A 21,726-nucleotide genomic window follows, 5' to 3' on the forward strand; every position below is an offset into this window, starting at 1 on the left:
TAGGGGGTTACAACCTGCTTAATAGGGGGTTACAACCTGCTCGGTAGGAGGTTACAACCTGTTTGATAGGGATTTACAGTCAGTCTTGTTTATTATTTCTTGGCTTTTGTCCCTTATCTCTTGGAGAGTTTTTGATAAAAAAAACGATAAATTTTATAGGAAAAATCTATCGTTTTTAAAAAAATAAATTGTGTATTTTATTTCGGTTGCAAAAGTTCTTCACGCTCCGAGATAGAAGGTTCTACATTGTCAGGTGTTTGGTATTCTGCATTTTTTTTCCCGAAAATGGAAATATGTACATATCGCTTGGGGTTTCGGCGAATATCTTCTACAAGTAAGCCCAATTCTGATGAGGCTGTTTTGAGATTGTTGTAAAGTTTCGGGTCGTTCATCAGTAGTCCCAATGTGCCGCTACCTTTTTCTATTTTGGTAAGCATCGTATTAACACTATTGAGGGTATATTGTAGGTCGGTAACCATTTTGCCAATATTCACTTGCGAGAGTGTATCACTGAATTTGGCAAAATTGTTCGACATATAATTAGCATTTTTCACTAAGCCTTCAATCTCATCTTTGTTGGTAGAAATGAGTTTTTCAAGCCCGATAGAGGCTCTATTTAGGCTTTGCAATGTAGCATTGAGCGAAGTTAAACTCTCTTTGATGTCTTGCTGTGCTTTTTTGTCTAATGTGTTGGATAGCGACACGATTAAGGAGTCGGAAGAGGTTAGCATTTTGTTCAAGTTCATACTGGTTGGAGCCAGTTGCGAACTAATAGCATCCATTAGCCCTTCTTGTACCGACGAAGGTAGGTAATCACCCGACTTGGCACGAGGAGCATCGTCTTGCACTGGGACAATTTGCAATCCGGTATTACCAAGCAAACTACTATAAATTTCGGCTTTACTATTTTTTGAAAATGTAAAGTCGTCTTTACAAGTGAAGGTAACGACAATTTTAGAATTGTTATCAATCTTGATTTTGGTAACAGCCCCCATAATAACTCCATTCACGGTAACAGCCGTTCCTACTTGCAAGCCTCCCGAATGGTCGAAAATAGCGTGATATTCATTGTCCGTATTAAAGATAGGGGTCGATTTCAAAAAGTTAAAACCGAAGATAAAACAAGCAATACCTACCAAAACGATGATAGCAGTTTTTATTTCTTTTGATAATTTCACGTTTGTATTGTTTAAATAAAGTTTAAAAAATCGGTGCAAAGGTATTTATATAAAGATTATTTTCCAAAATTTTTTTGAATTATTCCTTATATAAATTTCCAATAGAGCGGCTTGTTTAGCGCAAATCTTCCATTGTGGAACGTTTTCCATCAACAAAAGGAACAATAAAAGCATCGGGAAAACCTTTCTTTTTAGCGATATTCAATAGTTTTTGTGCACTTTTGAATTCGATTTCTCTTCCGTAATAATACCGATAGAGCTTGTTGTTTTCTTCTTTGAAAATAGGAGATAACCCTTTGAAGTTCTGTGGTTTTTCAGCAATATTACGATTACTGGTTGCTATTTGCACCCGATAGATGATGCTCTGTGCAGGTTGTACGGACTTAGAAGTGGTATCGACAGGTTGGGTAGGGGCAGTGGAACTATTGTTTTTAATCCATTCCCGATAGGTTTTAATCGCTTTAACAATATTGTCAGCAATTTCTTGCTGCCCTTTTTCTGAAACTAAATAATTTCGTTCGTCGGTATTGGTCAAAAATCCTGTTTCAATCAAAATGGACGGCATATAGGTTTGATGTAAGACGATAAATCCGGCTTGTTTTACGCCTCTGTTTTTTCGATTAAGTTCTTGTGTAAAGTTATTTTGTATGCCTTTTGCCATTTGAATACTTTGTTCTAAGAATTCTTCTTGCATTATCGAAAGTCCAATGAATGATTCAGGCGAATTGATGTCGTACTCAGCATATTTGTCCTGATAATTATCTTCCAGATAAATTACCTCATTTTCTGTTTTAGCCACTTCAAAGTTTAGGTTATTGGCGTGAAGTCCCAGCACGAAAGTTTCTACTCCGAAGGCCTGTGGGCTTTTGGCTGCATTGCAATGTATGGATATGAACAGGTCGGCTTTTGCTTTGTTGGCAATATGTCCGCGTTCGTACAATTCGATAAACTTATCCGTTTTCCGAGTATAAGTTACTTTATAGTTGGGGTCTTTTTCAAGAATATTCCCTACTAATAAGGCAATTTTCAGTACAATGTCTTTTTCATAAACCTTGCCATGCACTTTGCCCGGGTCTTTTCCGCCGTGTCCTGCATCAAGAACCACTTTGAACTTGTCTGTTTGAGCCATTATAGGTGCTGATAGCGCTACCCAAAGTAAGATAATATAGCTAAAAACTCTCATTTTCTACAAAATTTTCTAAAAAAAATTCATTTTCAGCCCGTTCTATTTTTTAGACCGAAAAAATATCCGTAAGTTTGACACCTGAAAATAAAGAGGTTGTCTGAAATACAAATCTTTGATTTTCAGTGTGCGAAGATAAAAAGTTTTATTGAATAATAAAAATACAAATTCATATTTTGCAAATAAATAAGAAATATATAACGATTGTAATCCTTATCTTGGTAGGAAGTGGTTTGTTTTGGCAATACAATTCTTTTGCTAAGAAAACAGCAAAACGCGCTTCATTATATACCTTTTTGCAAGAAATGGTAAGAGATACCATACACAAAGATAGTTTTAAACAAGTATTGCCTGTCTCTGTTACGGATAGTATAGTCAGAGATACTATAGCCAAAGATAGTTTATCTACCGATACGATACCTAAACGAACCTCGCCACTTGTTGATATTGTGAATTATCGAGCCAAAGATTGTGTTTCTATCAGTCGTAAGACCAAAGAAATTACGATGTATAATCAAACACAGGTTACCTATACCGATACAGACCTTACCGCAGGAATCAATGTAATAAACTATGACAAAACCGAAGTATACGCTGGGCGTATCAAAGATAGTTTGGGTGATTATACCCAAATCCCTGTATTTAAGCAAGCAGACCAAGTAATAGAACCCGATTCTATTCGGTTTAATTATAAAACCAAGCGAGCTATTATTCGTAACTCATATACTGACCAAGGCGAAAATAAAGTTAAGGCATCTTTGGTCAAAAAAGAAAATGATTCCACATATTTTATGAAAAATGGAATTATTACCACTGCCGAAGATATTGATGACCCAGATTATTATATTCGAGTGCGCAAGGCAAAATTCGTTCCTAAGAAAAAAATAGTGGCAGGGCTTAGTAATATGTATATTGCAGATGTGCCTACTCCCATAGCTCTTCCTTTTGCCTATTATCCGATGACCGATTCTCGTACTTCGGGATTACTTTTCCCTACTTTTGGTGAGGTCAATGACCGAGGTTATTATTTACAAAATGGAGGGTACTATTTTGTAATTAACGATTATGTTGATTTGACCGTTACAGCCGATTATTATACCAACGGAAGCTATGGTGTGCGTACTGCTTCGGTATATAGAAAACGTTACAAATATTCAGGAAACTTCAATTTGAGATATGAAAATTTGATATACAGCCAAAAAGGGTTCCCTGATTATAGTCGCAGTTCGATATACAATATACAATGGTCGCATTCGCAAGATAGCAAATCAAGTCCGTTGTCATCATTTTCAGCATCGGTCAATTTGGGAAGTTCGAGCTATTATAAAGATTCTTATAATCAACTCAATTCGTCAAACTTCATCAACAATACGTTATCATCATCTATTTCATACTCGCGTACTTTTCCTGCCTATCCATCTGTGAATTTGTCAGCAACGGCTTCACATTCGCAAAATACCAATACACAACGTATTGAAATGACTTTGCCAGCTCTACGGGCAAGTATGGAGCGTATTTATCCGTTTGTAAAACGCGGACAAGCCAAAAAAGGACTGATACAGAATATCAATTTTCAATATAGTATGCAGGCAGATAATCGATATTCGACCAATGATAATGAATTTTTTACTAAAACGATGTTTGACAAAGGAGTCAATGGCTTTCGACATAGTATTCCTATTAGTACCAATTTTAAGGTGTTAAAGTTTGTAAGTTTTAGTATTAACTCTTCTTTGAACGAAGTTTGGCAATTTAAAACTATTCGTTATCGTGATTATGATGCAGTCTCAGGAGCTGTTTATAAAGATACGATACGAGGTTTTGACCGGTTTCTTACCTATAATGCTGGTGCAAGTATGGGGACGACTATTTATGGTACTTTTGATTTTGGGGCAGATAAGAAAATACAGGCTATTCGGCACGTAATGCGTCCATCGGTTAGTTACGGATATACGCCATCATTCGATAATTATTATGATTATTATATCGCAGATGCATTTGGTACTCGCAAAGAATATACCCGATTTGAAGGGGGATTGTATGGCTCACCAGGACTCTCTGAATCCAATTCGATGTCTTTTTCGCTAAGTAATACTTTTGAAGCTAAAGTACGTTCCAAAGATAGTACCGCCACAGAACCAAAAAAAATTATGCTTCTTAATAGTTTGAATTTTAGTTCAAGTTATAACTTAATAACTAAAGTATTCTCTCCTGTTTCTATGACAGGAGGGACACAACTTTTTGATAATAAACTGGGGGTTAATTTTGGAGCAACGCTCGACCCATATGCTATTGATAATAACGGAACACAAATAAAACGTTTTAATATAGCCAATGGTGGGAGTTTATTTCGATTAACCAATGCCAATTTGACTATGAATTATGCTTTTTCGAGTAAAAACTTCAAAGAAAGCCCTTCGTCTGATAATCGACAATCAGGAGGACGCTCTGATGACCTTTTCGGAAGTTCACTCAATACTAATACGCAACAAGAAAATCCCAAAGAAAATTCTGAAAAAGAACAAGAAACCAAGTATTATTACGCATCAATGCCGTGGGATATACGATTTGCATACTCATTATCGTATAGCAATTCGAACCGAAACCCAATGATTTCAACCAATTCGCTTATGGTCTCGGGTAATATTGACTTGACACCCAAGTGGCGTATTGGTGCTTCTACTGGATACGATTTTAAAGATAAGGGAGTTACTTATACTCAATTACGATTTGAACGTGATTTGGGTAGTTTCAGAATGTCATTTAACATTACTCCAATTGGTTATCGTAATTCGTGGAACTTTTTTATTGGGATAAAAGCTTCAATGCTTTCTGACTTGAAATGGGATAAAACAAAAGCCCCTGACAGGCAATTAAGATAAGAAATAATTTTAAAAATAATAGATAATGAAAAAAATCATTTTAACACCTAACGCTCCTGCACCTATTGGTCCATATAGTCAGGCTATTTTAGTTGATAAAACTTTGTATGTATCGGGACAGATACCTGTTGTTCCGTCTACAGGAGAAGTAATTATAGGCATTGAAGCAGAAACTCAACAAGTAATGGAGAATCTTCAAGCAATTTTAAAAGAAGCAGGAATGACTTTTGACAATGTAGTAAAGACTACAATATTGCTAAGTGATATTGGTACATTTGCCAAAGTAAACGAAATTTATGGCAAGTTTTTCAAAAATGAAATTGCTCCAGCACGAGAAACCTATCAAGTGGCACACTTACCAAAATCTGTCAATATCGAAATATCTTGTGTTGCAGTAAAAGAATAGATTAGAAAAAAATTAAATTATTAAAAATTAAAATTCAAGTAGATATATTGTATAATAGATTTACTTGAATTTTTTTCTAAAAAAAGCACACTTTAAAAGCTTTTGGACATTATTTCTTATGAAAAATTAGTTTCTTTTTGCAAAAAAGAATAACTTTGCAAATCTAATTAAAGATTTTTATGGAATTAAACCAATATCATTTTGTAAAAATATTTTTGCAGCAAGTTGAAAAATATAAAGATAGAGAAGCTTTGCGTCATAGAGTAGATGGACAGTGGGTTTCTATTTCGTGGAAACAATTTGGCGAAAGTGTATGGAATATATCCCGTGCGTTACTCTCTAACAATCTACCTGAACAAAGTAAAGTAGGTATCTTTTCAGCCAATATGCCACAATGGACTATGATTGATGTTGCCTCAGCTTTGCTTCGAGCTTCAGCAGTGCCTATTTATGCTACTAATACCTCTGACCAGGCTGCTTATATTGTTAATAGTGCTGAGATTGAAATTCTTTTTGTAGGTGAGCAGGAACAATATGACAAAGCTCTTCAAGCTAAGGAAAAATGCCCTAATTTATCAAAAATAGTAGCAATCAAGAATAATATTTCTTTACAAGAAAATGAATTTTCAATATATTTAGACGATTTTTTAAAGGTATCAAAAAGTGAAACCTTAGATGCTGAGATTTATCGTCGAATTGACTCGTGCAAGCTCAAAGATATTTATACGATTATATATACTTCGGGAACAACAGGCGATCCCAAAGGTGTTCTTATTGATTATGAGAATATTGCCTATCAGTTTGCTAACCACGATGTACGGCTCAAAGTAAAAGAAGGTAATGTATCGCTTTCTTTCTTGCCACTTTCGCATGTGTATGAGCGTATTTGGTTACTATATATTCTTCACAAAGGTGTGATAAATTGCTATTTGGACGATACAAATAAAGTAGCCGAAGTTCTCAAAGAAATAAAACCACACTATATGTGTGTAGTTCCTCGTTTGTTAGAGAAAGTCTATACCAAAATATACGAAAATATTACGCAAGCCAATATCTTTAAGCGTCTTGCTTTTTCTTTTTCAACGCGAAGTGGAAAACAAATGCTTAAAGCCAGACAAAAAAATAAAAAACCATCTTGGTTTTTACAAAAATGTTATAATCTTGCCAATCGAATTGTTTTTCAGAAACTACGTGATGCAATGGGAGGAAATATACAGATGATGCCTTGTGGTGGAGCAACGTTAGAACCTTCTATTGGACGATTTTTCCAAGTAATTGGAATACCTGTAAAATTAGGCTATGGAATGACTGAAACCACAGCAACAGTATCTTGCTGGGACGATATTCCATCAAAGCTTAAATCGGTAGGAACTATTGTTCCCAACTTGGAGGTCAAAATAGGAGAAAATAATGAAATTCTCGTACGAGGAGGTTCTATTACCAAGGGATATTATAACAATCCTGAAGAAACTCGAAAAGCGTTTACCGAAGATGGTTTCCTTAGAACAGGTGATGCAGGAAGTTTTGATAAAGATGGAAATTTGTATATAACCGAACGCATTAAAGAACTGATGAAAACCTCCAATGGCAAGTATATTGCTCCTCAGCAAATAGAAGGTAAAGTGGGTAAAGATAGCTTTATAGAACAGATGGCTGTTATTGCAGATATGCGTAATTATGTGTCGGCTCTTATTGTTCCTAATTTTGAGGCACTTACAATCTATGCTAAAGGCATCAATTTAAAATATAAAAATTATAGTGATTTGATAAAAAAACATCAAATAATTGAAATGTTTGAAAAGCGTTTACAGCGTTTGCAAAAAGAAATGCCGAGTTACGAGCAGATAAAAAAATTTACACTTCTGACCAATCCGTTTTCAATTGACCGCGATGAGCTTACTCCAACATTAAAATTAAAGCGAAAAAATATTTATAAAAATTATCGAAAGGAAATAGAAGCCATGTATGCTTGATAATCTACTGATTATCATTATTTTAATTGTAAAAAATATTAAAAATATAAGAGTGTAATATCTTTTTTAGTATCTTCACAACCGAAATTATAAAATATTATTTTTATGGAACTTTTAGTAGTTGCTGTATTTTTTATTGGATATTTTTTCATAACATTAGAACATCAGGTTAAGATTGATAAAACAATTTCTGCATTAGGAATGGCATCAGTCTGTTGGGCTATTTTGAAATTATCTAACTTGGTCGTTTTTGAAATAGATAACGGATTACATCCTATTTACGAAGGGTTTGTAACGAATTTGGGTCTTTCACCCGATGAGGCAAGAGCCGAAGCTATAGACCAAATTCTACTTCATCATTTGGGGAAAATAGCCGAAATTTTGTTTTTCCTTATTGGAGCGATGACTATTGTTGAAATTATTGATATGCACAGAGGTTTTGAAGTGATTAAAAAAATTGTTAAAACTCGCAGAAAACAAAAACTTCTTTGGATAGTTGGTATCATTAGTTTCTTTCTTTCGGCACTTATTGATAATCTAACAGCAACAATTGTACTAATTACTATTATCAGAAAACTTGTTCCTTTTGTTAAAGAACGTATGTGGTATGCTTCACTTATTGTAATAGCAGCCAATGCAGGAGGTGCTTGGTCTCCTATTGGAGATGTAACAACTACGATGCTTTGGATGGCAGATAAAGTTACTGCTTTGAAATTATCAGAATATGTACTTTTACCTTCGATTTTGTGTTTTGTCATTCCTTTTTGGATAGCTTCTTTTTTGCCGGTTTTTCAAGGACGATTAGAAATACCCAAAACAGATAAAACACGTATGTTCAAAAGTAGTATTCCTGTACTGATACTTGGTTTTACAGCAATTATTTTTGTACCAATATTCAAATCGATTACACATTTGCCTCCTTATATAGGTATGTTGTTTGCACTGGCTTCAATGTGGTTTTTTTCAGAATTTCTTAAACCGATTAAAGAATTAGAGGTTGAATCAGTACCTGAATTTACTTCTCACAAAGCTTTGTCTCGAATAGAATTATCAAGTATTTTGTTTTTCTTAGGAATATTATTGGCAGTAGCTTCTTTGGAATCTATTGGAGTATTGTTTAATTTCGCAGAAAAACTCAATCAGATAGTACCTTCACAAAACTTAGTTATAATGCTTCTGGGAGTAGGTTCATCAGTAATTGATAATGTACCATTGGTTGCTGCCAGTATAGGAATGTTTCAAGAACCTATCGATAGTCTTCTTTGGCACTTCATAGCCTATGCTGCTGGTACAGGCGGTAGTTTGCTAATTATTGGTTCTGCGGCAGGAATAGCAGCTATGGGAATGGAAAAAATTAGCTTTTTTTGGTATTTGAAAAATATTTCTTGGTTGGCATTTATAGGATTTATAGCAGGAGCTTTATGTCTTATAGCTATTGAAGCAGGACATATTTTTGGATAAAATATTAAATAACAAATGAGAACGCTTATTAAAAATGCTCAAATTGTTAATGAAAATCAGATTTTTCAAGGTGATTTATTGATAGAAAATGAACGAATTAGTAAAATAGCCAAAGAAATTTCTGCTAAAAACAATTATCATCTTATAGATGCACAAGGAAAATATTTACTACCAGGGGTTATTGATGACCAAGTGCATTTTCGTGAACCTGGACTTACTCACAAAGCGACCATTGCTTCGGAGAGTGCAGCTGCTGTGGTAGGCGGGGTAACTACTTTTTTTGAACAACCCAATACCTCTCCACAAACTACAACCATAGAACTTTTAGAAGAAAAATTTGCAATTGCTCAAAAATCATCGTTTGCTAATTATTCATTTTTTTTAGGAGGAACCAATGATAATTTGGAACAACTCAAACGCCTTGATGCACAAAAATGTGTGGGAGTAAAATTATTTTTAGGTTCATCAACAGGAAATATGTTAGTTGATAATGAAACTGTTTTAGAACAAATTTTCCGGACTATTGATACTATAATAGCTACTCATTGTGAAGATGAGCAGACAATTCGCGCTAATTTGCAACATTACACAGCACTTTATTCTGAGCATATCCCTATTGAATTGCATCCTCTTATTCGAAGTAGTGAAGCATGTTATTTATCATCTTCCAAAGCTGTTGCTTTGGCTGAAAAAACAGGAGCTCGACTTCATGTTTTTCATATTTCTACTGAAAGAGAAACATCGCTTTTCAGGAATGATATTGCACTGAAAGATAAAAAAATAACTTCAGAGGTTTGCGTACATCATCTTTGGTTTTCTGACCAAGATTATTCTGAAAAAGGAGCTTTTATTAAATGGAATCCTGCGGTAAAAACAGCCAATGATCGTCAAGGATTGTGGCAAGCTCTTCTTGACAATCGCCTTGATGTGATAGCCACAGACCACGCTCCTCATACCCTCGAAGAAAAACAACAACCAAAGTATGGACAAATTCCCTCGGGTGCCCCTATGGTTCAGCACTCATTATCGGTAATGCTCGAATGTGTTTATAATGGAAAAATATCCATAGAGAAAGTTGTTGAAAAAATGTGTCATAATCCAGCTATTTTGTTTAATGTAAAAGAACGAGGATTTGTACGTGAAAGTTATTTTGCCGATTTGATTTTGGTCGATAATCAATTATGGAGAGTTTCCAAAGATAATATTTTATACAAATGCGGTTGGTCTCCGCTTGAAAATACAGAATTTCATAACAAAGTAACTCATACTTTTGTTAATGGGCATTTAGCATATGAAGAAGGTAAAATTGCTCCAAAAATTCATAGCCAACGCATTATTTTTGATAGGAATTAAAAATTAGTTAGCAGTTGTAGAGGTTTTTGCATACTTGAATCGATTGTGAGACCACAAATAGAATTCAGGTTGCTTTCGTATTTGTTTTTCCAATCGTTCGGTGAACAAATCTATAATTTGATAATTAGGAATCTCAACAGGATTGTGTGTTAGTATTTCGAAATAAGCTTCATAGTATCCGCGTTTTTTCTTCTGAATATCACAAAAAACAATAGGAATATTAAATTGTTTACCGATACGTTCTGCTCCTGTGAAAACAGGTACGTGAACTCCCATAAAAGTATGCCAGTAATTATTGGCAGAACCCGAAGGCGATTGGTCACTAGCAAGTCCATATACACACATTTGCCCATTTACTCTGTGTTTGTTGATAATTTTGGTAATTTCATAGCGTGAAACTAAAAAAGCATTAAATCGCATACGAGCTTTTTTAATCAATTGATCAAAATATTGATTGCTAATAGGTGTATAAGCAGCATATGAGGGGCAATTTAGATACATAGCCAATGATAATAACCATTCATAACTATTGTAATGACCACACATTATAATAAATGATTGTTTCTGTTCAATAAAAGGTTGAAGTACATTTATATTGGGAAAAATCATTCGTTTTTGCATTTCTTTTCGCGAAAGACCTAATGTTTTTACCATTTCCATAAAAATATCACAGAAATGATGATAAAATTTTCGTTCGATAGTTTGTATTTCAGTCAATGATTTTTCTGGGAAAGAAAGTTGTAAGTTATTGCGTACCAGTTTTTTACGATATCCTAAGAGATTGTAAATTACAAAGCAAATGATATCGGACAAAGCATAAAAAACGGAATTAGGCAAGCGAGCAATAATCCATAAAAAAGGATATGCTATACAATAAACTAATAATTGCATATTATTGATATTTGATAAGGGCAAAGATACGGAAAAAATTTTTTAATAATTGAAACCATTTCAGTATGTTGTCTGAAATTAGCCTCAAAAGGAAAGCATATTTTAGTAAAAAACAAAAACACTTACAATTTTTGTAAGTGTTTTTGTTTTTTACTCTGTGGTCCCAGTTGGGCTCGAACCAACGACCCCCTGATTATGAGTCAACTCTCCGATTTTTAAGTTATTGTTTTTTAATAAGTTACAAGATATTTTTCTTATAAAAATAGTTTTTTGGGAAAAACCTACATTACCGATTGTTAAAATTTTAACTTATTTATTTACAGAATATTACACATTTTTCTTTAACTTTTGTTGTTGCTCTATATTGCCGTTTTGGAAATACTTTTTACAAGGAAGAACAAGCAAATGTTTTTATTGTGCTTCCCTCCCGCTCCCTCCAAAAATTAAAGATATTGAAACTTTGACAACTTACGGCAAAGGGTGTTATTTTTTATAATTGCCCGAAATGCTATGAAAATATCTATTTTTTTATATATTTTTCCTATGTTTTTTAATATAGTGCCATTGCTCCTATATTTTTTTGCAACTTTGGCAACATTAGCAACATTTATTATTTTATATATTTTTATTTTTTATATATTATTGAAAATGAATATATTATATAAAAAGAAATAAAGAAAAAGTTGTTGCCAAATGTTGCCAAACTTGTTTTGAGTTGTTGCTAATGTTGCAAAAAACTATTTTTCAACTATAAATATTACTGAGGGATATACTTTTTTCTGTATGTTATAAATGAGTGTTAGTCTCTATTTCTTGCTCTGTCAAGTAACCGAAAAAGTTCATCTACTTTTTTGAAAAAATCACTCTCCATACCTTTAATTATTAAAACATTCAAAATCTTCAATTCAATTTCTATTTGGATAAAATCTATATTCTATTCCCTTTTATCTGACAAAGCATAAACCAACAAAGCAAAAGCCCCTATCAGAAGGATTATTTTCATTAAATCATCATTTGAATTATCTTTTTTTAGATAATCATTATATTGTTGCTGAGTAATTGATTTGTTCTTGAACAGTAGATGAACGTATTCATCTTTTTCTTCTCTTGTAGCCACATTCGAATTAATTTTACTATTTAATTCTTTTAATCGCTGGTATTGAATACTATTCATTTTTTTTCTTTTTCTGTTCTAATATTTCGATTAGTTTATTTACAGAAGGGGTTATTTGTGCCAACCACTTTAACTCTGTCTCTATTTTAGCTATTTTGATTTCCAATTTTTCACATCGTTTTTTTAATTTAGAAAAGCTTTGTTTTTGACTTTCTATTTTATCATTTTCATCTTGTTTCTGATCTTTCCTAAATTGCATAATGATTGAAAATAAAGCAATTATGAATGTTACAATATTCCATAAATTATCTACAATCCAATTTATCACTTCACTCATTTAATATCTTTAAATTATTATCACCAAAAACAATCCTTAAAACTTGGTCTTTTTTGTCTTGACTAAGTTCTATTTGTAAAGTAGCCTTGATAGGCTCTTTTACATCATCTTTTTTCTTATAAAAAGGCAGTTGCTGTTGCAAATCCTCAAAAAAATTATAAGAAAGTACTTTACTTATTTCAAGAAGAGTTTTTACATCTATACTTTTTCTCTTATATAAGTCGTAAACATTCTGAGGACTTTTTCCCCATCTTTTAGCAAACTCAGCATCTGTCTTACATTCTGATTCTGCGACTTCTTTTATCTTAGCAATGATATCAAAATCTTTGTTTTCTTCTATTTTCATAATATACTAATTTACAAACACTTATGATTATTTTAAAATATTTATCAAAGAAAAATTCTTTATTTTTATAAGAAAATTTCTTGATTTCAAGAATTTATCTTACATTTGCAATCAGAAATGAAACCAAAAAAAAACAATCATCTGAAATCAAAATTAAAGCCAAACGAAAAATGAGAGTCGTAAAAATCAAAAATGAAGTGCTGGAAAAGCTCAAAGAAGACGAACGAGCGATAGCCCATTTGTTTTTAAAAACAAACGTTCCTATCACTACGCTCAAGCGTTGGATAACCGCCAACGATGAAAAACTCACGATGTACGGCGTATTGCTCGCTATTTCGGAAATCACACAAACCGAAATAACCGAAATCGTGGAAATTGAAGAAAGTTAATAATTAAAATAATTGAAAAAAATGAATACTAATAAAGAAAAAGAACTTATCAAAAAAATTTACGAACTCGTAAAAGAACTTAACGAAGAACAGGAAAAACATAAAGAAAAGGAACAAAAAGAAGAATATGTTCTTAATTTACTACATAGTTTTAAAAAAGGATTAGAAATTTACGACTTATTAACACTCAATAGTTATTTGAGAACAGAGGAAAATCGGAAGCAAATAGGGCAAAAATTGTATGATCTCTGATAAAAATACTACGAGACATAACGTTCTTACTCTGGTATAATTTTCTAAAAGGTAAGAAAGAAAAAATGAAAAGCCCCGCTTTTCCCCATATCTCACAATGTACGGCATCTTACTTGCCATTTCGGAAATCACACAAACCGAAATAACCGAAATCGTGGAAATTGAAGAAAATTAACAGAGGTATCGCCAAATACGTAGGGGCGTATAGCATACGCCTTTACAACGCCCAAAACACACAAATGAGGCGTAAGCATTACGCCCCTACAAAAAAATGCAAAACCGCAAAAAACAAACCTTATGAACAAGTTTTTACAATTCAACGGAAGGAATATCTACTTTAAAGAAATAAACAGCGAATACTACATCGCCATAAAACCCATTTGCGAAGCATTGAATCTAAATTATAGTCATCATCTAATAAGTATGAAAAATGATGTTTTGTATGGGCAACTATATCGGAAATACGATATGGTTGGGGCTGATAATAGAAAAAGAGAGATGGTATGCCTACCTGAACAGTTTATCTACGGATGGATTTGTTCCCTCAATTCTCAATCAAAAGAGTTTTTAGAATACAAGGTAATGTGCCATAATATTCTTTATAATTATTTTAAAGGAACAATAGTAGGACGAAAAAAGCTCCTACAAAGAAAAAACGATATAGAAAAAGAAATAGAACAAACCGAGAAAGAACTCATCAATAACCCTGCCTACCAAAAAATAAAAGAACTAAAAAAAGAACAAACACAAATACTGAAAAACCTAAAAAACAACGATAAACAAGCCCTTGAAAACAGCCCACAACTCAACTTTTTTTAAAATTTTAGACCAAAAAAAAATTGATATGATACAGGTAAGATTAAAACAAGAAGTTATTGAGCTGCTGAAAATACCTCAGTATATGGCGCAGCTTATGATTGCGATTGGTTCTTCGGAAAAGAACATAAAAACGTGGATACGTACCAATTTGGACAAAATAACGAATTACGCCACGTTATACGCTATTTCCAAAATTTTGGAAATACCTATTGAATATTTAATTGATATTGAATGTAAAAGAAGTTTAAAATAAACAAGTTATGAAAACAAAAGAAAAAGAACTTTTTGAAAAAAGTACAGGAGAAAAACTTGTAAAAATACTTGATACAAATGTTTTTGGCAATACAAAAGAAAACGAAATTTACTTTATTTTTTTCGTTACTGATTTTGAAGTTTTTAATGAAATACATCAAAATTTGATAAATGGTTACGTTTTGAATATCAATTCAATAGAAGATAATTTGTACAGTTGTCGCCTTAGCTACTATCTTACCGAAGAATTTGAAAAAACACTATCAGAAATATACTTAGAGGAAATAAAATTTGGATAAAAAAACATTTTAATATCTATTGTAAAGAATAGTTAGCACATCAATATTTAGAGCAATGAACCCAACAGAAAAAAAACATTTAAAACAAATCATACACCGCTTGCGAGTACAACAACTCACTCTACAAGCGTTGGTACGTGATTTTGCTGAAACTATTTTGTATTACGAGCGTAGGCTTGCTGCATTGGAGGGCAAAAAGCCTAAAAAAGAAAAAATCTCAGAACAATATGCCGAATTTGAAAGTAAAATCATTGCTGAATTTGAAAAAGCACGACACAATAGTAAATAACAATAAGTTTAAACTAACTATGTATTTTTTGGGGCGGGTAGCTCCCGCCCTTTTTTAAAAAATACGTAGCTAAAAAATTACATACGATGTTTGACAAAGATAAAATATGGGACGCAACCGAAGGGGGATTAACTTTTTTTCAAGATGAATTTTCGTCTGAAATAGGGAGTGCAAGGGGAAACCTCAAAAAATTTTCGGTACGAGCCAATGACGATACGCCTTCAGGTTCTTTGCACCGAAACCGAGACGGTATCTGGACATTTAAAGACTTCGGAACAAGCGAACCCGCAATGAATGCGATTGATTATGTGATGCACCGAGACCGTTGTACGTTCTTGGAAGCCTGCCGAACGCTCTACTGTCAGTACAACATACCACTACCTGACGGCACGAAAAACAACGGTGTGGTTACGTTTGCCGATGAAAAAGAACGCCCCGAAGGTTATTTTGAAGTGAAATTTTACGACAAAATACAAAACAAAAAAGCTGCCAAACGTATTTTTCCGTTTGCCACACAAGAGTTGTTTGATTGGTACGATTTTAAGGAAATAGAAACGTATAGTTTTGTATTCCGTAATAAAGAAAACGGTAGATTAACCTTAAAAACCATAGCTTCTACACCTGAATTTCCTATTTTTGGGTATGACAAAGATTTTTATGTAAAACTATATCAACCTTATGCCTCAAAAGAGTTTAAACATACTTTTATAGGTTCAAAATCAGGCAAACGCATTATCTACGGTTGGAGAAACATTTTAGAAAATGAAAATTTTAAGACCATTCAAAGGCTTTTAACGCTTATAAAATCCGCTGAAAATGAGATTGAAAAGCGAGAATATTACAAAGAAATTGAAGACTTAAAAGCGGACAAAATTTTCATTGCTACGGGAGGTTCTGACGGTATCAATTTAGCTTCGTTGGGCTATGACGTGATTTGGTTAAACTCGGAAACCGAACTCATAAACGAAGCTGAACACTACCAGCTTACGCAGTTTTACAAAGAAATTTTTTATGTTCCAGACTTGGACGAAACAGGCGTGAAACAAGCCGTTGCGTTGGCTGAAAAATTCATTGATATTAAGTTGTTGTGGCTACCTAAAACTTTACTCGAAAAGAAGAAAAAAGACTTTGCCGACTGGGTACGTTCTTTGAAAACACAATACCCGATTGAAGGACTGCAACACTTGTTGAAAAATATGCTTACACAGGCTCACAATTTTCAGTTTTGGGACTATTCCGAAAAAGGAGTGGTGCAGCTCAACGCTTTGAAATTGTTGCATTTTTTAGAGTGTAAAAACTTCAAACTGCTTAAAGAAAATTTTATCAATGAAGACGGCACAGAGCGAGACGGCACATTTATTCAGATAAAAGACAACATCATTACCAAATTCACTCCTTCTGAAATCAAAAACGAGGTCAGATTTTGGTTGCAAAGTAAGTTTTTACCTACTTCCATTCAAGAAAAGTTAGTAAAAACGCCTTATTTCAATCAATCGCTATTGAAATTGCTTCCGATGTTTGACTATGAAAAGCAAGTTACAGGCGAAAATTTTCAATGGTATTTCTTTGAAAATCAAGCCGTACGAGTTACTGCCGATGAAATAAAAATGGTAAAATATACCGACAAAATGCCATCAAAAATATGGCGTGATGCAATCAATCCGCACCCCATTGAACTTGAAAAACCTTTTTTTGAGGTTTATACGGACGACAAAGGGCGTAAGCGAGTGAAATTATTGTCCAACGAAAGCAACTACTTGAAAGTGTTAATCAATTCAAGCCGTGTGTTTTGGGAAAAAGATGCTGACGAAGAACAACGAGACCTAAATCCGTTTCAAATTTATTCCAAAAACCTAACGGACGATGAAAACTACCAACAGGAAATACATTTGCTGAATAAAATGAGTTGCGTAGGCTATTTGTTGCATCAGCACAAGTCGTTACCCAATGCTTTTATGGTTTTGGGAGTAGATTTTAAAGTAGGGAACTCGGTCAAAGGTTCGTATGGTGGAACAGGAAAAACGTTTTTACTCAAAGGTATAGGCGAATTGTTGAATATGAAATATATCGAGGGTGAAACTTTGCGTAGCGATAATTTTCCTTACAATGGTGTAACTCCGAAAACCGAATTTGTATTGATTGATGACATTTCGTTATATCAGAATTACCGAAGTTTATACACCAACATTACAGGAAATTTCATAGCGAACCAAAAAGGAGGTAAAAAATATGATTTGCCGTTTCATAATTCCCCAAAGATTGGAGGCACGACCAATTTTGCACCCAATTTAGATGACGGTTCAACGGACAGACGATTGTTTTTTTACCACAATTCGGACTATTACCACAAAGCTACTTACAACAACGACTATCATTTTTCGAGAAAAATTTCAGATGATTTCGGAGGTAGGGAAATTTTAGGAATGAACTATCCAGCACGTGAGAAAAACGCTGACTTGATGTTTATGCTTCAATGCTTGCAACTCTATTTATCTGAAAAACAAATGATTGAAGCACCGAAAGACAGCATTGTTCAGAAAAGCCAACTGATGCGTTTGGGCGACCATTTTTTATCCTTTTTCAAGGATTATTTTTCAGAGAAAACCGATGAATTTGGCAACAAAGAAACCACTTTGGACACGTTTATTGAAAAAAGCGTATTCAACAATGAAGCCAAAGAAAACTTAGGAAAATTTGCTCATTCATCGCAGGTAATTAAGGAAAAATTATTGCTTTTTTGTCAGGTCAATGGTTGGGAATATTTGGAGAAAAAACATCGTAATATTTCAGGTATAACCACAATGCACTTTTGCATTGTTACAGGTGGAGAAAAAACACAAAAAAGTACCACAGAAGTACCCACCCCAACCCCTGACAATTTAGTTGATGATATAGCATTTTAAAAACAAATATTTATGAAACCAATAACACTACAACAGGTATTAGACGATGCTTTTTTATGGGGCAAAGTATTTAATTTTTGCTTAGAAAGAGGCATATCTGTATCTCCCGACCCTATCGGATACAATCAGATACGCCTTATTGTTAATAACAACGGCAAACGTACCATTGGAAAGGAAGTTTATACTAATCAAAATTTTGGTGATAAACTCCGAGAAATATACGTACATATTTACAATAAAATGAATAAAAACAACTAACTTATTTATGGAAACATTACAATTTTTGTCAGTTAAAGATATTATGCGCCTTTTGAAGTGTAGCAAAAATACCGCTTCAAAAATACGGATTGATATTGCTGAGTATTTTTCGATTAGTCGAAAATATATCACTTACGAACATCTGAAACAATATTTAAAATTGTAGTGATAAATATTATTTCATACCTTTGCAAAAAAAAATATACAACTATGGGATACATTATAAATATAAACAGCGAAAGCAAACAGGCGTTAGCATTTATTGAGTTTGCTAAAACTTTTGATTTTACAGAAATTACAAAAGTAAAAACAAAAAAAACAGCATTGGGCAAACCTGAAACAGGTACATATAACGCAGAACAACAAGCGTTCAGAAAGCGTATGCGTAGAAACTTACAACAAATAGAACTATTAAAAAAAGGAAAACTTAAAACGCAGCCGTTAGATGAGTTTTTAAAAAGTCTGTAAATTATGAAATATATTTTTGATACATTCCCAGACTTTAATAAGAGTTTTAAAAAACTGCTCAAAAAATACAAAAGTCTAAAAGATGAAGATTTGATTTTTGGGGAAAATATGATGACTAAACTAATGCAAGAGTAATGAAACTAAATAATTTACTTAAAGAAATTCCTGCTTTATACAAATCTTTCTCTGAAAAAAACAACACAAATATATCTTACTATTTTAGAAAAATTAAAAAGATAGAAATAACCAAAAATACTTTTAATTTTTATAATGCAGTATCTTCGATTGCTTCTTCAAAAATTGAAGGAGAACAAATGGAAATTGATAGTTTTCTGCGGCATAAACTAAACGGTGTTCGTTATAAAAAAAGCCTCACCGAAAAACCAAACGATTTGTATAACGCTTACATTTTTGCACAAGAAAATTGTTTAAACAAAAACAATCTTTTAAAAGCTCACAAAATATTATCTAAAAATTTACTTCCGAAAGATTTACAGGGAAAAATACGCAAATCGGATATGATTATACAAGATATTTCTAACGGAAAAGTATTGTATGAGGCTTGCCCGAAAGAATTAGTAAAACAAGAATTTTTAGAATTTTGTGATTTTATTGAAACCCTTGTAAAAAAACATCTTACTTACAGCGAAATCTTTTTTTACGCCTCCTTACTTCATTTGATTTTCGTGAAAATACACCCTTTTGACGATGGAAATGGTCGCACGGCACGGCTTTTAGAAAAATGGTTTTTGGCTGAAAAATTAGGACAAAAAGCGTGGTTTATTCAGTCCGAACTTTATTATTGGGAACATAAAAACACCTATTACAAAAATCTTTCTCAGGTAGGTTTTTTCTATGAAAAATTAGATTATTACAAAGGTTTTCCTTTCTTTTCAACTCTTATCAAAATTTTAAAATCATAACTTATTAAAAACCAACCCCTTACAAAAAACTTTCATTTTTCAGTGAAAGTTTTTTTATTTTTTGTTTGCAGATTCAATTTTTTCTTATACTTTTGCGGTGTTAAGACAAGGGCAACACTTGTATAGTATTGTAAAATATTTTTTTAATAATATATCCGTGAAGGTATCGTATAGCCGTAATGCTATACAACAATTGGCGTTAGCCCTTGTCTTAACAGTACCCACTCACGGATTTTTTTATATTTATAAGTTATGTTAAGACAAGAAAAAAACAACCAAACACCAGGGGTGGACAACCGCCCAGAGAAAAACATTCTCACCCAAGAGCAAATCGCTCAGATGCTGGAAAACGAAGAACTTTTGTATCATTCGCCTGATGTTCTAATTAATGATTTTCTTTTTCGTTGGAACAATCACCAACAGAATTACGAAAAAGTGTTGGATGTCGTGTTTATGAACTACTTCAAAAGCCGTCCCTACTTTACTATGTATGATATGGACGAGCAGCAGATGCACGAGGCATACCATTTCTTGACGATGCTTTGTCGCAATCGTAAATTATTGGTACAAATTGCAACTGACAAAGGAATTATTAACCCTAAAAATTAGTAAGTTATGAAAAGTAAATTTAACTTAGGAGAAAGAGTCTATTTTTTAGACAAAAATAAAGTAACAACAGGAGTTATTCTTGAAATAAAAATAATCGCACGAGAGATTGATTTACAATCACGATTAATCAGTTATCGTGTTGGAGAACCTCATAGTTTTCTCCAAACAAGAAAAGAAGAGGAATTATACACTTCTAAAGAAGCATTGTTAAACGACATAAAACAACAAATCAATGAACTTTAAAACCATTTACCATATAGACGACAACGGATTGGTTATTGCCACAGAAAAACAAATCCTTCTTTTTAATTGGATAGTATTCCGTTGGTGGGTTCGCTGAACACGTATATAAAATATTGGTCATATTTTAAAAATACCCCTTGTTGTCTCTGGCAACCAGGGGTTTTGTTTTTTTACCAAAAAATCATATCTTTGCAAAAAACACAGAAACTATGAGTACAACAACCAAAAAAACAACGAAAAAGGCTACTCTTAAAGGAGTAGAGAATACGCAAAAACTATCTAAGAAAGAAATAGAATTGCGAAAATTAGCCAAAGAAGTACAAGAAATTTTAGCTAAACACAAAGTAAAACCTTTTAATAGAAAAGAACTTTATGCAAGCAATTAAAATTATTTGTGATACAAATATTATTAGTAATTATCTGGGCGAAAAAGGAGATATAAAAGTAAAACAAGAAGTACTAAAAATAGGCATTGAAAATATTGTTATAACTTCGGTTGTTTATATGGAACTTATACGTTGGTTAAGTTCTTATAAAGGTTTTTCTAAAAGTGAAAGAATAAAATGTAAAAATTTCTTTGATAGCTTAAAAGTATTACATTTGAACAAAGAAATTTCTGTTAGGGCAATGGAAATTTCTAAAAAAATAGATAGTATTGATGCCCCCGATGTGCTTATTGCTACAACCGCAATATATAATAAACTGCCTTTGTATACTTTAAATGTTAAGCATTTTGAACGAATAAAGGGAGTTAAATTACATATATCATAACAAAAAAACACTCCAACTCCACCCCTTACCACTCTTTTGAGTGGTATTTTTTTTGCCCTATTTTGCCCAAAAATGCCCAATTTTGACCAATTTTGACCAAGTGCATTTGCCTAATTCGTTCCTTTGT

The 21,726-nt window shown here is 33.0% G+C and carries 28 protein-coding genes and 1 tRNA gene; 22 read left to right on the top strand and 7 right to left on the bottom strand.

Annotated features, from left to right (window positions below; genetic code table 11):
- Positions 1 to 197: 197 nt before the first annotated feature.
- Together OO775_RS05370 and OO775_RS05375 are read right to left on the bottom strand one after the other, a co-directional pair.
- Positions 198 to 1,178: an MlaD family protein gene (locus OO775_RS05370; RefSeq protein ID WP_264846013.1), complete on the bottom strand. Its 981-nt coding sequence runs from the start codon at positions 1,176 to 1,178 to the stop codon at positions 198 to 200.
- A gap of 115 nt (positions 1,179 to 1,293) precedes the next feature.
- Complete coding sequence (locus OO775_RS05375) at positions 1,294 to 2,361, bottom strand: N-acetylmuramoyl-L-alanine amidase (RefSeq protein WP_264846014.1); 1,068 nt, start codon at positions 2,359 to 2,361, stop codon at positions 1,294 to 1,296.
- A gap of 176 nt (positions 2,362 to 2,537) precedes the next feature.
- Here OO775_RS05375 and OO775_RS05380 point away from each other — a divergent pair, with 176 nt between their 5' ends.
- The 5 genes from OO775_RS05380 to OO775_RS05400 all read left to right on the top strand — a co-directional run bounded on the left by OO775_RS05380 (position 2,538) and on the right by OO775_RS05400 (position 10,436).
- Positions 2,538 to 5,243, top strand: coding sequence for a putative LPS assembly protein LptD (locus OO775_RS05380; protein ID WP_264846015.1), 2,706 nt, complete (start codon positions 2,538 to 2,540; stop codon positions 5,241 to 5,243).
- Between the two features lie 25 nt (positions 5,244 to 5,268).
- The gene (locus tag OO775_RS05385) at positions 5,269 to 5,649 is read left to right on the top strand and encodes a RidA family protein (protein ID WP_264846016.1); all 381 of its coding nucleotides are present in this window, start codon (positions 5,269 to 5,271) and stop codon (positions 5,647 to 5,649) included.
- Between the two features lie 179 nt (positions 5,650 to 5,828).
- Positions 5,829 to 7,622, top strand: a complete 1,794-nt coding sequence (locus OO775_RS05390) for an AMP-dependent synthetase/ligase (protein ID WP_264846017.1) — start codon at positions 5,829 to 5,831, stop codon at positions 7,620 to 7,622.
- Positions 7,623 to 7,727: 105 nt separating this feature from the next.
- Positions 7,728 to 9,083 carry a sodium:proton antiporter NhaD gene (nhaD, locus tag OO775_RS05395; RefSeq protein ID WP_264846018.1) on the top strand — a complete coding sequence of 452 codons (1,356 nt, stop codon included), beginning with the start codon at positions 7,728 to 7,730 and terminating at the stop codon, positions 9,081 to 9,083.
- 15 nt (positions 9,084 to 9,098) lie between these two features.
- Positions 9,099 to 10,436 carry a dihydroorotase gene (locus tag OO775_RS05400; protein WP_264846019.1) on the top strand — a complete coding sequence of 446 codons (1,338 nt, stop codon included), beginning with the start codon at positions 9,099 to 9,101 and terminating at the stop codon, positions 10,434 to 10,436.
- 3 nt (positions 10,437 to 10,439) lie between these two features.
- Here OO775_RS05400 and OO775_RS05405 read toward each other — a convergent pair whose 3' ends face one another.
- From OO775_RS05405 to OO775_RS05425, 5 genes are all read right to left on the bottom strand, one after another.
- Positions 10,440 to 11,327: a lysophospholipid acyltransferase family protein gene (locus OO775_RS05405; protein WP_264846020.1), complete on the bottom strand. Its 888-nt coding sequence runs from the start codon at positions 11,325 to 11,327 to the stop codon at positions 10,440 to 10,442.
- A 158-nt stretch (positions 11,328 to 11,485) separates the two neighbouring features.
- Positions 11,486 to 11,551: transfer RNA gene (locus OO775_RS05410), tRNA-OTHER, on the bottom strand.
- A 710-nt stretch (positions 11,552 to 12,261) separates the two neighbouring features.
- A complete protein-coding gene (locus OO775_RS05415; protein WP_264846021.1) occupies positions 12,262 to 12,444 on the bottom strand; it encodes a hypothetical protein in 183 nt (60 codons plus the stop codon).
- A 49-nt stretch (positions 12,445 to 12,493) separates the two neighbouring features.
- A complete protein-coding gene (locus tag OO775_RS05420; RefSeq protein ID WP_264846022.1) occupies positions 12,494 to 12,778 on the bottom strand; it encodes a hypothetical protein in 285 nt (94 codons plus the stop codon).
- Positions 12,771 to 13,124, bottom strand: a complete 354-nt coding sequence (locus OO775_RS05425) for a hypothetical protein (RefSeq protein ID WP_264846023.1) — start codon at positions 13,122 to 13,124, stop codon at positions 12,771 to 12,773. Before OO775_RS05425 ends, OO775_RS05420 begins: the two co-directional genes overlap by 8 nt.
- A gap of 170 nt (positions 13,125 to 13,294) precedes the next feature.
- On the opposite strand from OO775_RS05425, the gene OO775_RS05430 reads away from it, so the two are divergent.
- The 17 genes from OO775_RS05430 (at position 13,295) to OO775_RS05510 (ending at position 21,599) form a co-directional block, all read left to right on the top strand.
- Complete coding sequence (locus OO775_RS05430; RefSeq protein ID WP_264846024.1) at positions 13,295 to 13,513, top strand: hypothetical protein; 219 nt, start codon at positions 13,295 to 13,297, stop codon at positions 13,511 to 13,513.
- A 21-nt stretch (positions 13,514 to 13,534) separates the two neighbouring features.
- Positions 13,535 to 13,765 (top strand): hypothetical protein, encoded by a 231-nt coding sequence (locus OO775_RS05435; RefSeq protein ID WP_264846025.1) that lies wholly within the window; start codon positions 13,535 to 13,537, stop codon positions 13,763 to 13,765.
- Positions 13,766 to 13,926: 161 nt separating this feature from the next.
- Positions 13,927 to 14,106, top strand: coding sequence for a hypothetical protein (locus OO775_RS05440; protein WP_264846026.1), 180 nt, complete (start codon positions 13,927 to 13,929; stop codon positions 14,104 to 14,106).
- A complete protein-coding gene (locus tag OO775_RS05445) occupies positions 14,063 to 14,584 on the top strand; it encodes a phage antirepressor N-terminal domain-containing protein (protein ID WP_264846027.1) in 522 nt (173 codons plus the stop codon). Before OO775_RS05440 ends, OO775_RS05445 begins: the two co-directional genes overlap by 44 nt.
- Positions 14,585 to 14,609: 25 nt before the next feature.
- Positions 14,610 to 14,837 carry a hypothetical protein gene (locus OO775_RS05450; protein WP_264846028.1) on the top strand — a complete coding sequence of 76 codons (228 nt, stop codon included), beginning with the start codon at positions 14,610 to 14,612 and terminating at the stop codon, positions 14,835 to 14,837.
- A 7-nt stretch (positions 14,838 to 14,844) separates the two neighbouring features.
- On the top strand, positions 14,845 to 15,135 hold the full coding sequence (locus OO775_RS05455) for a hypothetical protein (protein WP_264846029.1): 291 nt from the start codon (positions 14,845 to 14,847) through the stop codon (positions 15,133 to 15,135).
- Positions 15,136 to 15,190: 55 nt separating this feature from the next.
- The gene (locus tag OO775_RS05460) at positions 15,191 to 15,424 is read left to right on the top strand and encodes a hypothetical protein (protein WP_264846030.1); all 234 of its coding nucleotides are present in this window, start codon (positions 15,191 to 15,193) and stop codon (positions 15,422 to 15,424) included.
- Between the two features lie 86 nt (positions 15,425 to 15,510).
- Positions 15,511 to 18,327 (top strand): primase-helicase family protein, encoded by a 2,817-nt coding sequence (locus OO775_RS05465; RefSeq protein ID WP_264846031.1) that lies wholly within the window; start codon positions 15,511 to 15,513, stop codon positions 18,325 to 18,327.
- Between the two features lie 12 nt (positions 18,328 to 18,339).
- Positions 18,340 to 18,585 (top strand): hypothetical protein, encoded by a 246-nt coding sequence (locus OO775_RS05470; protein ID WP_264846032.1) that lies wholly within the window; start codon positions 18,340 to 18,342, stop codon positions 18,583 to 18,585.
- Between the two features lie 7 nt (positions 18,586 to 18,592).
- The gene (locus tag OO775_RS05475; RefSeq protein WP_264846033.1) at positions 18,593 to 18,751 is read left to right on the top strand and encodes a hypothetical protein; all 159 of its coding nucleotides are present in this window, start codon (positions 18,593 to 18,595) and stop codon (positions 18,749 to 18,751) included.
- A 44-nt stretch (positions 18,752 to 18,795) separates the two neighbouring features.
- Entirely contained in the window at positions 18,796 to 19,053 is a 258-nt protein-coding gene (locus OO775_RS05480; protein WP_264846034.1) for a hypothetical protein, read from the top strand.
- Positions 19,054 to 19,056: 3 nt separating this feature from the next.
- Positions 19,057 to 19,188, top strand: a complete 132-nt coding sequence (locus tag OO775_RS05485; protein WP_264846035.1) for a hypothetical protein — start codon at positions 19,057 to 19,059, stop codon at positions 19,186 to 19,188.
- Positions 19,188 to 19,976, top strand: coding sequence for a Fic family protein (locus OO775_RS05490; RefSeq protein WP_264846036.1), 789 nt, complete (start codon positions 19,188 to 19,190; stop codon positions 19,974 to 19,976). Before OO775_RS05485 ends, OO775_RS05490 begins: the two co-directional genes overlap by 1 nt.
- 252 nt (positions 19,977 to 20,228) lie before the next feature.
- A complete protein-coding gene (locus OO775_RS05495; protein ID WP_264846037.1) occupies positions 20,229 to 20,585 on the top strand; it encodes a hypothetical protein in 357 nt (118 codons plus the stop codon).
- 6 nt (positions 20,586 to 20,591) lie between these two features.
- Complete coding sequence (locus OO775_RS05500; RefSeq protein WP_264846038.1) at positions 20,592 to 20,828, top strand: hypothetical protein; 237 nt, start codon at positions 20,592 to 20,594, stop codon at positions 20,826 to 20,828.
- Positions 20,829 to 21,037: 209 nt separating this feature from the next.
- Positions 21,038 to 21,214: a hypothetical protein gene (locus OO775_RS05505; RefSeq protein ID WP_264846039.1), complete on the top strand. Its 177-nt coding sequence runs from the start codon at positions 21,038 to 21,040 to the stop codon at positions 21,212 to 21,214.
- Complete coding sequence (locus OO775_RS05510) at positions 21,201 to 21,599, top strand: PIN domain-containing protein (protein WP_264846040.1); 399 nt, start codon at positions 21,201 to 21,203, stop codon at positions 21,597 to 21,599. Before OO775_RS05505 ends, OO775_RS05510 begins: the two co-directional genes overlap by 14 nt.
- Positions 21,600 to 21,726: the final 127 nt, after the last annotated feature.

This window comes from Capnocytophaga catalasegens (assembly GCF_026005215.1).
Taxonomy (GTDB): Bacteria; Bacteroidota; Bacteroidia; order Flavobacteriales; family Flavobacteriaceae; genus Capnocytophaga; species Capnocytophaga catalasegens.